Annotated in this window: 10 protein-coding genes and 1 pseudogene; 6 read left to right on the top strand and 5 right to left on the bottom strand. The window is 72.2% G+C overall.

The genetic code is table 11. The annotated features are described in order from the left end of the window. Positions 1-5: 5 nt before the first annotated feature. Positions 6-335 (top strand): hypothetical protein, encoded by a 330-nt coding sequence (locus tag F8279_RS27230; protein WP_151501461.1) that lies wholly within the window; start codon positions 6-8, stop codon positions 333-335. A gap of 18 nt (positions 336-353) precedes the next feature. Here the strand turns inward: F8279_RS27230 and F8279_RS27235 are convergent, their stop codons facing one another. Beyond that, positions 354-1,016, bottom strand: coding sequence for a hypothetical protein (locus tag F8279_RS27235; protein ID WP_091421361.1), 663 nt, complete (start codon positions 1,014-1,016; stop codon positions 354-356). 191 nt (positions 1,017-1,207) lie between these two features. On the opposite strand from F8279_RS27235, the gene F8279_RS27240 reads away from it, so the two are divergent. Further along, positions 1,208-1,813 carry a copper resistance CopC family protein gene (locus F8279_RS27240; protein ID WP_091421358.1) on the top strand — a complete coding sequence of 202 codons (606 nt, stop codon included), beginning with the start codon at positions 1,208-1,210 and terminating at the stop codon, positions 1,811-1,813. Positions 1,814-1,817: 4 nt separating this feature from the next. On the opposite strand, the gene gltX is transcribed toward F8279_RS27240, so the two are convergent. The 3 genes from gltX to F8279_RS27255 are packed head-to-tail and all read right to left on the bottom strand — an operon-like array spanning position 1,818 to position 5,864. Further along, a complete protein-coding gene (gltX, locus tag F8279_RS27245; RefSeq protein ID WP_091421356.1) occupies positions 1,818-3,227 on the bottom strand; it encodes a glutamate--tRNA ligase in 1,410 nt (469 codons plus the stop codon). A 49-nt stretch (positions 3,228-3,276) separates the two neighbouring features. Beyond that, a complete protein-coding gene (locus F8279_RS27250; protein WP_151501458.1) occupies positions 3,277-4,554 on the bottom strand; it encodes an MFS transporter in 1,278 nt (425 codons plus the stop codon). After that, the gene (locus F8279_RS27255; protein WP_151501462.1) at positions 4,551-5,864 is read right to left on the bottom strand and encodes a GH1 family beta-glucosidase; all 1,314 of its coding nucleotides are present in this window, start codon (positions 5,862-5,864) and stop codon (positions 4,551-4,553) included. The genes F8279_RS27250 and F8279_RS27255 overlap by 4 nt, the downstream gene beginning before the upstream one ends. Before the next feature lie 201 nt (positions 5,865-6,065). Between F8279_RS27255 and F8279_RS27260 the strand changes: the two genes are divergently transcribed. After that, the gene (locus F8279_RS27260) at positions 6,066-6,512 is read left to right on the top strand and encodes an SRPBCC domain-containing protein (RefSeq protein WP_073831293.1); all 447 of its coding nucleotides are present in this window, start codon (positions 6,066-6,068) and stop codon (positions 6,510-6,512) included. A 132-nt stretch (positions 6,513-6,644) separates the two neighbouring features. Here the strand turns inward: F8279_RS27260 and aceE are convergent, their stop codons facing one another. Beyond that, positions 6,645-9,389 carry a pyruvate dehydrogenase (acetyl-transferring), homodimeric type gene (gene aceE, locus F8279_RS27265; protein WP_151501459.1) on the bottom strand — a complete coding sequence of 915 codons (2,745 nt, stop codon included), beginning with the start codon at positions 9,387-9,389 and terminating at the stop codon, positions 6,645-6,647. Between the two features lie 189 nt (positions 9,390-9,578). Between aceE and F8279_RS27270 the strand changes: the two genes are divergently transcribed. The 3 genes and pseudogenes from F8279_RS27270 to F8279_RS27280 form a co-directional block, all read left to right on the top strand. Then, the gene (locus tag F8279_RS27270) at positions 9,579-9,983 is read left to right on the top strand and encodes a secondary thiamine-phosphate synthase enzyme YjbQ (protein ID WP_030271630.1); all 405 of its coding nucleotides are present in this window, start codon (positions 9,579-9,581) and stop codon (positions 9,981-9,983) included. 194 nt (positions 9,984-10,177) lie between these two features. Next, positions 10,178-10,648, top strand: a complete 471-nt coding sequence (locus tag F8279_RS27275; RefSeq protein WP_151501460.1) for a MarR family winged helix-turn-helix transcriptional regulator — start codon at positions 10,178-10,180, stop codon at positions 10,646-10,648. 62 nt (positions 10,649-10,710) lie between these two features. Next, positions 10,711-11,049 (top strand): annotated as a pseudogene (locus F8279_RS27280) (transketolase); the annotation flags it as partial.

Below are 11,049 nucleotides of genomic sequence, written 5' to 3' on the forward strand. Positions count from 1 at the left end.
CCGGGATGGCCAAGGGGGAGGCCGAGCACGGTTGCGCCCAGGGTGAAGCATGCCGACGGGGCCACGACCAGCCGGCGACTGCCACACACCCGCGCCGGCCGTGCCTCAACCAGCAGGGGGAGCAGCCGGCCGGCCGGGCGCCGGAGCGCGCCGAGGACGAGCCGGGTGTGCCCCGGCAGCGGGCGGCGGAGCCGGCGCACCCGGCCGACGAAGAACCGGCCGACCGGAGCTGCCGCAGCGGCCTGGCGGGCTGGGCGGGCGGCCACCGTCACGGCGCGGTACGCCCGAGCAACCGGACCACCCGCCGGGAGCGCCCGCCGCGCCGCTGGTGCTGACGCGGCGCCTGCCGCGGTTCAGCGGGTGCGGCGGCGGACCAGCAGCGCGATGCCGGCCAGCCCGGCGGTGATGACCAGCACGATGCCCACGTTGAGCAGCAGCAGCCGCTGGAGTTCGCCGAGCGCGGTGTCGAGGTTGTGCACCGGGTCGAGCGCCTCCTCCGGAAGCACCCGTTCGCCGCCGCCGACGCCGCCGGCGAGCGTGTCGAACTGCGCCGGCATCGGCACGCCGACCGAGCGCAGCGTCTCGGGCATGTTGAGCCGGCCGAAGAACCAGCCGGCCCGGGTGCTGCTCAGGTCCGGCTGCTTGCCCGGCCGGTAGATCCGGGGACCGCCCTTGGCCAGCGGGAACAGGTCGTAGGTGCGCTGCGGACCGGCGGCGGCGAGCACCACCACCGTGTACTTCGGACCCAGATCCTTCGCGGCCGGGCCGCGCAACTGGCCGGTCGTACCCAGCCACCTGACCTGGTCGATCACCAGGTTGACCTCGTTCGGGCTGGTGTCGGTGCGCAGCTTCAGCGGCGCGTCGAGCCGCTCGCCGCTGATGTCGACGCCGGTCGGAGCCGGCTTCGGCTTGGGCGCCGCCTGGGCCGCCGCCGTGCCGGCCAGGGCCAGCGTGCACGCCAGGGCCGCCACGCCCCCGGTCACGGCGATCAGCAGCCGTCTCACCCTTCGGATCATCGCCGCCTCCTCGCCCCGTTCGATGGCTGGCTTCCGCTGCAGGTCACACTGGACCGGTGTCCACCACAAGACTCCGCAGAACGGCGCTCGGTTGCAGCTGGTGGAAGAGTATTTGGAACTATCTGCGAGCTGAGACCGACCAATGAACGGTCGATGATCATCGGCCGGATCCTACCCGGACGGAGGGAACCATGGGGGGCAGGGTCGCCCGTGTGGCGCGTACCTGGGCGGTGGTGCTCGGGGTGGTGGTGGCGTCGACGCTGCTGCCGGCCGCGCCAGCCGCCGCGCACAACTCGCTGACCGGCAGTGATCCGCGCGACGGGGCCCGGCTGGCCGTCGCACCGGAGCGAATCGAGCTGCGGTTCCTCGCCACGCCGAAGGAGGCGACCACCGAGGTCACCGTCACCGGCCCGGACAACGTGGCCGCGACCGGCGGCCCGCCGGCCTTCTCCGGCAAGCGTGTGACGGTCCCGTTCCGGCCGGGCGCGGCCGGTCTCTACATCGTGACCTACCGGCTGGCGTCCGACGACGGCCATCCGGTCAAGGGGGAGATCCGGTTCACCCTGACCACCGGCACCCCGGCGGAGTCGCCGTCGGCGAGCGCGGCGCCCACCACCGTCGCGCCCACCACCGTCGCGCCGACCAGCGCCGCGCCGACCCCGGCGAGCCCGACCCCGGCCGCCGCCGGGACGGACGACGACGGGGGTACGGGCTGGCTGTGGGCGGCCGGAGCCGTGGTGGTGCTGGCCGCGCTGGGCGGCGGACTGCTGCTGCGCCGTCGCGCCGCCGGCCGCTGACCGCTCAGACCAGGCGTACGCGGGCGGCGCGCAGCCGGGTCAGCGTACGGTCGCGGCCGAGCACCTCCAGCGACTCGAACAGCGGCAGGCCGACGGTGCGCCCGGTGACCGCGACGCGTACCGGCGCCTGCGCCTTGCCCAGCTTCAGCCCGCGCTCCGCGCCGACCGCCTCCAGCGTGGCCTTGAGCGACTCGGCGTCCCAGGACTCCAGCGCCTCGAACGCGCCGATCGCCGCGTCCAGCAGGTCGGCGGCGCCCTCCTTCATCGCCTTAGCCCAGGCCGCCTCGTCGATCAGCGGGTCGGCCAGGAACAGGAAGTCGACGTTCGGCACGATCTCGCTGAGCACCGCGATCCGGGTCTGCGCGAGCGGGGCCACCGCGGCGAACGCGGCCGGGTCGAACTCGTCGGGCTGCCACGGCGGCGGGGCGATGGTGCCGGTGCCGGTGAGCCACGGCCGGCACGCCTCGACGAAGTCCGCCACCGGCAGCGCCCGGATGTAGTCGCCGTTGAACGCGCGCAGCTTCTTTTCGTCGAAGAACGCCGGGGACGGGTTGACCTCGTCCAGCCGGAACTCCTCCTCGATCACCGACCAGGGCACGATCTCGCGGTCGCCCGACGGCGCCCAGCCCAGCAGCATCAGGTAGTTGCGCATCGCGTCGGCGAGGTAGCCCTCGTCCCGGTACGCCTCCAGCGCGACCTTGTCCCGCCGCTTGGACAGCTTCTGCCGCTTCTCGTTCACCACCACCGGCACGTGCGCCCAGACCGGCGGCTTGACGCCGAGCGCGTCCCACAGCAGCTGCTGCTTCGGGGTGTTCGGCAGGTGCTCCTCGGCCCGGATCACGTGGGTGATCCCCATCGACATGTCGTCGACCACGTTAGCCAGCAGGAACACCGGGGAGCCGTCACCGCGGGCGATGACGAAGTCCTCGATCAGCTTGTTCTCGAACGTCGGCTCGCCGCGCACCAGGTCGACCACCACGGTCTCGCCCTCGTCCGGGGTACGGAAGCGCAGTGCCCGGCCCTCGCCCGGCTCCAGGCCGCGGTCGCGGCAGAACCCGTCGTAGCCGCGCTGCTGCGGGCCGGTACGCGCCTGCACGTCCTCGCGGGTGCAGTCGCAGTAGTAGGCCCGGCCGCCCTCGTACAGCCGCTGCGCGGCGGCCCGGTGCTCGCCCGCGTACGAGGACTGGTAGTACGGGCCCTCGTAGCTGCCCCGGGCGATGCCGATCCAGTCGAGCGCGGAGAGGATGCCCTCGGTCCACTCGGGCCGGTTACGTGCCGCGTCGGTGTCCTCGATGCGCAGCACGAACACCCCGCCCTGCTGCTTGGCGAAGATCCAGTTCTGCAGCGCCGAGCGGGCGCCGCCGACGTGGAACATACCGGTCGGGGAAGGGGCGAAGCGTACACGTACCGTCACGCCCCCCAGCCTACGGCGGGCCGCGACGGGTTTCCGGCAGGGGGCCGGGTCAGGGCACCGCCTTGATCTTCACCACCAGGGCGCTGCCGAGCACCGTGACCGCCGCGGTGACCGCGTACAGGGTCGGATAGCCGCCGAGGTGCACCACGATCGGCGCGGACAGCGCCGGCCCGAGCACCTGGGGCGCCGAGTTGGCGATGTTGATCACGCCGAGGTCCTTTGCCCGGTTCGTCGCGGCGGGCAGCACCTGCGTGATCAGCGCGGCGTCCACCGCCAGGTAGACGCCGTACCCCGCGCCGAGCAGCAGCGCCGCCACCATCGCCATCGGCCAGGTCGGCGCCACCGCGAGCAGCACCGCCGCCACCGCCATGATCAGCCCGGAGGCGATCACGAAGACCTTGCGTCGGCCGGAGCGGTCGGACATGCGCCCGGCGACCACAGCGGTGAGCATCATGCCGACCGTGTAGAGCAGGATCAGCACCAGCAGGGAGCCCTCGGGGTCGGCCACCCGTACCCCGTCGGTGAGGAAGTAGAGCAGGTACAGCGTGCCCAGCGCGTTGCCGGTCTGCACCAGGAACCGGGTGAACCAGGCCCAGGCGAAGTCGGGGTGGCGGCGCGGGCTGATCCACATCGAGGCGAACAGGGACCGCAGGCGCAGCGGGGGCCGGTGCTCCCGGGGCAGCGGGTCGTCCTGGGTCAGCAGCGCGAACGGCAGCGACAGCAGCAGCACGGCGAGCGCGATCGCCGCGTACCCGGCGGCGTTCCCGGTGACCACGGCGGTCACCAGCACGGCGCCGAGCACCAGGCCCAGTGCCTGCGGGATGCCCACCCAGCCGGACACGCCGCCGCGCTGCGCCACCGGCACCCGGTCCGGGATCGCGGCGGTGAGGCTGGCCAGCATCGCGTTGAAGCAGACCTGCGCGGCCACCCAGGCCACCGCCACCCCGGCGATGGTGTTCTGCCGGGCCAGCAGCACCAGGGCGAGCGCGCCGATCACCGCGCCGAGCGCGGTCCAGACGTGCCGGCGGCCGAAGTGCCGGTTGGCCAGCCGCAGCGACGTGCGGTCGGACAGCGCCCCGGCCAGCGGGTTCGCCAGCACCGCGGCGAGCGCGCCGATGCCGGTGACCACCGCCAGCATGGCCTCCTTGTCGGCCGGGGCGATCCGTTCCACCTGCTGCGGCAGCAGCACCTGGATCGGGGTGAAGAACGCCATCCAGACGCCCAGGTTGGCCGCGAATATCAGCGCGATCCAGCCCCGCCGCACCGGGACGGTCGGCTCGGCGAGCGCCGCCGGCAGCGAGGCCGGCGTCGGGTTCACGGTGGTCATCGCCGGACCAGGTCCCGGAACCATGTGTACGACGACTTCGGCGTCCGCCGCTGCGTGTCGAAGTCGACGTGCACCAGGCCGAACCGCTTGGTGAAGCCCTCGGCCCACTCCCAGTTGTCCAGCAGCGACCAGACGAAGTACCCGGTCACCGGCACGCCCTCGGCCATCGCCTGGTGCACGGCGCGCACGTGCCCGTCCAGGTACGCGATCCGCTCCGGGTCGTGCACCCGGCCGTCGGCGCCGGGCGCGTCGTCGTACGCGCAGCCGCTCTCGGTGACCTGGATCGGCGGCAGCGCGTCGCCGTACCGCTCGTGCAGCTGGAGCAGCAGCTCACGCAGACCGTCCGGGGCCACCGGCCAGTCGAACGCGGTGCGCGGGTAGCCGTCCAGCGGCACGATCTCGAACGGCAGCGGCGAATCCGCCTCCGGCGCCCGGATGCCCGTCGGGTTGTAGTAGTTGACGCCGAGTACGTCGATCGGGGCGGCGATGACGTCCAGGTCGCCGTCGCGCACCACGGCCGGGTCGGGGCCGAGCGCGTCCGGGTAGCTGCGTCCGAGCAGCGGCTCGGTGAACAGTCGGTTGTGCAGCGCGTCGTACGCCGCGGCGGCGGCCCGGTCCGCGTCGGTGTCGCCGGCGAGCCGCACCGGGGAGTAGTTGTTGGCGATCGCCACCGGGGACGTGCTGCGGGCACGAAGCGCGGCGACCGCGAGACCGTGCCCGAGGAGCTGGTGGTGGGCCACCGGGAAGGCGTCGAACAGCAGCGTCCGGGCGGGGGCGTGCTCGCCCGTGCCGTGGCCGAGGCTCATGTGGATGAACGGCTCGTTGAGCGTGATCCAGAGCTTCACCCGGTCGCCGAGGCGGGCCGCGGTCAGGTCGGCGTACTCGGCGAAGCGGGCGGCGGTGTCCCGGTTCAGCCAGCCGCCGGCGTCCTCCAGAGCCTGCGGCAGGTCCCAGTGGAACAGCGTGGCGACCGGGTCCACGCCGGCGTCGAGCAGGCCGTCCACCAGCCGGTCGTAGAAGTCCAGACCGGCGGCGTTGGCCGGGCCGGCGCCGGCCGGCTGGATCCGGGGCCAGGCGATCGAGAACCGGTACGCGGACACCCCCAGCCCGGCCAGCAGCGCGGTGTCCTCGGCGTACCTGTGGTAGTGGTCGCACGCATCGTCGCCGGTGCTGCCGTCGGCGATCCGGCCGGGGGAGTGGGCGAACGTGTCCCAGATGGACGGCCCGCGACCGTCGGCGGTGGTCGCACCCTCGATCTGGTACGCGGAGGTGGAGACACCCCAGCGGAAGCCGGCGGGGAACTCGGGCATCGGCGCGGTCGTCAAGGCACCCTCCAAGACATGAAGCGTGCTCGCGACTCTAGGGCTCGACGGACCGCCGCGCCATAGGCCGGGATGAGTGGGCAGCGCAAGGGCGTTCGGCGTGTCTTATCCGAACCCGTCCGCTTAAGTCCGATTTACACATAGAGTGCCGAATATCGCGGATGTGATTTAAGTGGGGGAAAGATACTCATGATCCTCGTGGAACGCAGCGCACACGTGGCGGCGCCGGTGGAAGTGGTCTGGGACGTCGTGCAGCGAGCCGAGCAGCTGCCGGCCTGGCTGGCGGGAGTCCGCGCGGCCGAAGTCCTGTCCGGGGAGGGATTCGGGCGGCGGCAGTTGGTCCAGGCCGGACGCGGCGCCGCGCACGAGGCCGAGGTGATCGCCTTCCAGGAGCCGACCCTGATCGGCTGGCGCGAACGCGCGAAGGGCGCCGGCGCCCGGGCCGAGGCGCGCACCGAGATCTACGTCCAGCTGACCCCGGACGAGGAGGCCGGCGGCACCGTCGTACGCCTGATCGTCGTGCGGTGGCCCGCCGGACCCGTCAAGGCGGCCCTGCTCCGGCTCGGCCTGCGCCGGGTCGGCGCCGACCTGGAGGACTCGCTGGCCCGGCTGACCGACCTGGCCGCCGTCGGCTGACCGAGCCCGTCCCGGCGTCGCCCGCGATGGTGGCGGCCCGGCGTTCCCGCCAGGGACGCCGGGCCGTCGTCGCATCGGGGGACGAGAAGGGCCCGGCGCGCCTGGCGCCGGGCCCTTCTCGTGTGACGGGTACTAGCTGTCGCCGCCGGTCTCGCCGACCGGGGCGGCGTTGACGTCGTCCAGCGCGTACTTGCGGGCCGCGTCGGCCGGCACGTGGGCCGGCACCACGCCGCGCAGCGCGAGCTGGCGCAGCGTGGCGACCGCGACCGACTCGGCGTCCACGTGGAAGTGGCGGCGCAGCGCGTGCCGGGTGTCCGACATGCCGAAGCCGTCGGTGCCGAGCGAGGTGTAGTCCCCGGGTACCCAGCGGGCGATCAGGTCCGGTACCGCGCGCATCCAGTCGCTCACCGCGACCTTCGGCCCGTCGGCGTCGGCCAGCTTCCGTGCGATGTACGGCACCCGCGGCTCCTCGCCCGGGTTGAGCAGGTTGTGCTCCTCGCACTCCACCGCGTCACGACGCAGCTCGGTCCAGGACGTCACCGACCACACGTCGGCTGATACGCCCCAGTCCTCGGCGAGCAGCTGCTGGGCCTTGAGCGCCCACTGCATGCCGGTGCCGGAGGCGAGGATGTTCGCCTTCGGCGCGTCGTCGCCGACCTGCGGCGCGGGGGAGTAGCGGTGGATGCCCTTGAGGATGCCCTCGACGTCCACGCCCTCCGGCTCGGCCGGCTGGAAGATCGGCTCGTTGTAGATGGTGAGGTAGTAGAAGATGTTCTCCTGCTCCTCGCCGTACATCCGGTGCAGGCCGTTCTCCACGATGTGCGCCAGCTCGAAGGCGAACGCCGCGTCGTAGGAGACCACCGCCGGGTTGGTGGCGGCGAGCAGCAGCGAGTGGCCGTCCTCGTGCTGGAGGCCCTCACCGTTGAGCGTGGTCCGGCCGGCGGTGGCGCCGAGCACGAAGCCCCGCGCCATCTGGTCCGCCGCCGCCCAGAACCCGTCGCCGGTGCGCTGGAAGCCGAACATCGAGTAGAAGATGTACAGCGGGATCATCGGCTCGCCGTGGGTGGCGTACGCCGTGCCCGCGGCGGTGAACGAGGCCACCGACCCGGCCTCGTTGATCCCCTCGTGCAGGATCTGGCCGGTGGTCGACTCCTTGTAGGACAGGAAAAGCTCCCGGTCCACCGAGGTGTAGCGCTGGCCGTGCGGCGAGTAGATCTTCTGGGTCGGGAAGAGCGAGTCCATACCGAAGGTACGGGCCTCGTCCGGGATGATCGGCACCCAGCGCTTGCCGAACTCCTTGTCCTTCATGATGTCCTTGAGCAGGCGGACGAACGCCATCGTGGTGGCGACCTTCTGCTTGCCGGACCCGCGCTTGACGTCGGAGAACCGCTCGGTGCCCGGGATGGTCAGCGTCTTGCGCGCGGTGCTGCGCGTGGGCAGGTAGCCGCCGAGCTGCTGACGCCGGTCCTTCAGGTACGTGATCTCGTCCGACTTCTCGCCCGGGGTGTAGTACGGCGGGAGGTACGGGTTCTCCTCCAGCTGCTTGTCCGGGATGTCCAGGTAGAGGCGGTCGCGGAAGAGCTTCAGGTCGTCCAGCGTCAGCTTCTTCATCTGGTGCGTGGCGTTGCGGCCCTCGAAGTGCGAACCGAGCGTCCAGCCCTTGATCGTCTTGGCGAGGATCACGGTCGGCTGGCCGGTGTGCTCCGTGGCCGCCTTGTAGGCCGCGTAGAGCTTGCGGTAGTCGTGGCCACCCCGCTTGAGGTTCCAGATCTCGTCGTCGGTCAGCCCCTCGACCATCTTGCGGGTCCGCGGGTCACGGCCGAAGAAGTGCTCCCGCACGTACGCCCCGGACTCCGCCTTGTAGGTCTGGTAGTCACCGTCGGGCGTGGTGTTCATCAGGTTGACCAGCGCGCCGTCGGTGTCCGCGGCGAGCAGCGGATCCCACTCCCGGCCCCAGACCACCTTGATGACGTTCCAGCCGGCGCCCCGGAAGAACGCCTCCAGCTCCTGCATGACCTTGCCGTTGCCGCGGACCGGCCCGTCCAGGCGCTGCAGGTTGCAGTTGATCACGAAGGTGAGGTTGTCCAGCTCCTCGCGGGCGGCCACGCCGATCGCGCCGAGCGACTCGACCTCGTCCATCTCACCGTCGCCCAGGAACGCCCAGACGTGCTGCTGGGAGGTGTCCTTGATGCCCCGGTGGTGCAGGTAGCGGTTGAACCGCGCCTGGTAGATGGCGTTCAGCGGCCCCAGGCCCATGGAGACGGTGGGGAACTCCCAGAAGTCCGGCATCAGCCGCGGGTGCGGGTACGACGGCAGCCCGCCACCGGGATGCGACAGCTCCTGCCGGAAGCCGTCGAGCTGGCTCTCGCTGAGCCGCCCCTCCAGGAACGCCCGCGCGTACATGCCGGGGGAGGCGTGACCCTGGTAGTAGATCTGGTCACCGCCGCCCGGGTGGTTCTTGCCCCGGAAGAAGTGGTTGAAGCCCACCTCGTAGAGGGACGCCGAGCTGGCGAACGTGGAGATGTGCCCACCGACGCCGATCTCCGGGCGCTGCGCCCGGTGCACCAGCATCGCGGCGTTCCACCGGATGTACGCCCGCAGCCGCCGCTCGACGTGCTCGTCACCCGGGAACCACGGTTCGCGCTCCGGCGGGATCGTGTTGATGTAGTCGGTGGTGGTCAGGGACGGCACCCCGACCTGCCGCTCGCGGGCCCGCTCCAGCAGGCGCAGCATGACGTAGCGGGCTCGCTTTGTCCCGCGCTCGTCGATGACACCGTCGAGCGACTCGACCCATTCGCTGGTCTCTTCAGGGTCGATGTCCGGAAGCTGGCTCGGCAGACCAGCGGTGATCACCGGGCGCTTGCGTTCCGTAGCCACAGGCGTTCCCTCGGTTCTGTGTGGGATAGGTCTCTAGCGCCATCCTGCCCCCTGGTGGCGCGTGTCGTCACCTCTCCCACCCCCAGACGCGACGCTGAACACAGGTACCCATCAGTAACTTTGCGCGATCACCGGATGCGCTATCGGCGGACGCGGCGGCGAACCGGGCACTGCGGCAGAATGCGCCGTATGCGCAGTGAGGTGATCACCGTCCGGACCGGCTCCCGGCCGACCGTCCGGGACATCACGAGCGAGGCCGAGCGGTTCGTGTCCGGGGCCGGCGACGGCCTGCTGCACGTCTTCGTCCCGCACGCCACCGCCGGGCTGGCGATCATCGAGACCGGCGCCGGGTCCGACGACGACCTGCTGCGGGCGCTCGACGACCTGCTCCCCACCGACGACAGGTGGCGGCACCGGCACGGCTCACCCGGGCACGGCCGCGACCACGTGCTGCCGGCGTTCGTGCCGCCGTACGCGACGCTGCCGGTGCTCGGCGGGCGGCTCCAGCTCGGCACCTGGCAGTCGATCTGCCTGGTCGACACCAACGGGGACAACCCCGACCGTCAGGTGCGCTTCTCGTTCCTGGCCGGCTGACCGGCCGGACCGGCGGGCGCGCGTCCGGCCGCGCCGAGTTCCGGGCAGTCGCGCGGTCGTCGGTGGCCGGAACGTGGCGCGCGGACGACCGGCCGGCAGTTCTCGCCGAACAGCGCTTCATGATCGGCAATCGGTTGCACGAGGTGCCTGACCGTTCGGCTGATCGAAGATCGACTTCGCCATAACATGAACGGATGGCGCATTCCACCGTTTCCACCGCCCGCGACCGGGCCGGCCTGGCCGGGGCGACCATGCGCCGGATCCTGCACGTCGCCGCCGCGATGCGGCACCACCAGGACGAGGGGATCGCGGCGCTGGGCCTCACCCCGGCGGTCGCCCGGGCGCTGCACCAGCTGGACCCGGACCGCCCTCTGCCGGCCCGTGACCTCGCCGAGCAGCTCGGCTGCGACAGGTCCAACGTCACCGGCCTGGTCGACAAGCTGGAGCAGGCCGGGCTGGTGGAACGGCGTACCGACCCGGCCGACCGGCGGCAGAAGGCTCTCGTGGTCACCGTGCGGGGGCGGCAGGTACGCGACCGGCTCCGCCAGGTGATGTCGGACTCCCGACTCCTCGACGGACTGAGCACCGACGAACTGGCCACACTGCGGGACCTGGTGCTGAAGGTCTCCGACGGAGGCTGCCCGCAGGAGTGTGGCCAGGTCTGAGCCACGCCGGGCGGAACGTGTCCGAGTGGGCGAGGCGGGCCCGAGTCGGTAATGCTGTCCGCGTGACCACCCCGCACGATCTCGACGACCGGCTCCGGGCCGAACTGGCCGCGCTCGGGGCGCCCGACCAGCGGCGCGACCTCGGCGAACCGCTGCCCGACGGCGGGCCGTTGACGGGGGCGCAGGCGCTGGCCCTGTTCGACGCGCAGCTGACCAGCCGGCTGCTCGACCTGGCCGGGCGGTGGCTGTCCGGCTTCGGCGAGGGGTACTTCACTGTCGAGTCGGCCGGTCACGAGGGCGACGCCGCGGTGGCCGCCGCGCTGCGGCCGACCGACCCGGCGCTGCTGCACGCCCGTTCCGGCGCGTTCTACTGCCTGCGCGCCGCCCAGGCCGCCGGCGCC

It is taken from the genome of Micromonospora sp. AMSO1212t, assembly GCF_008868145.1.
Lineage (GTDB): Bacteria > Actinomycetota > Actinomycetes > Mycobacteriales > Micromonosporaceae > Micromonospora > Micromonospora tulbaghiae.

Excerpts from the sequence above, each read along its gene's own strand:
- F8279_RS27230 (WP_151501461.1), top strand. The coding sequence starts at position 6 with ATGGCCAAGGGGGAGGCCGAGCACGGTTGCGCCCAGGGTGAAGCATGC.
- F8279_RS27235 (WP_091421361.1), bottom strand. The coding sequence starts at position 1,016 with ATGATCCGAAGGGTGAGACGGCTGCTGATCGCCGTGACCGGGGGCGTG.
- F8279_RS27240 (WP_091421358.1), top strand. The coding sequence starts at position 1,208 with ATGGGGGGCAGGGTCGCCCGTGTGGCGCGTACCTGGGCGGTGGTGCTC.
- F8279_RS27250 (WP_151501458.1), bottom strand. The coding sequence starts at position 4,554 with ATGACCACCGTGAACCCGACGCCGGCCTCGCTGCCGGCGGCGCTCGCC.
- F8279_RS27255 (WP_151501462.1), bottom strand. The coding sequence starts at position 5,864 with ATGCCCGAGTTCCCCGCCGGCTTCCGCTGGGGTGTCTCCACCTCCGCG.
- F8279_RS27260 (WP_073831293.1), top strand. The coding sequence starts at position 6,066 with ATGATCCTCGTGGAACGCAGCGCACACGTGGCGGCGCCGGTGGAAGTG.
- F8279_RS27270 (WP_030271630.1), top strand. The coding sequence starts at position 9,579 with ATGCGCAGTGAGGTGATCACCGTCCGGACCGGCTCCCGGCCGACCGTC.
- F8279_RS27275 (WP_151501460.1), top strand. The coding sequence starts at position 10,178 with ATGGCGCATTCCACCGTTTCCACCGCCCGCGACCGGGCCGGCCTGGCC.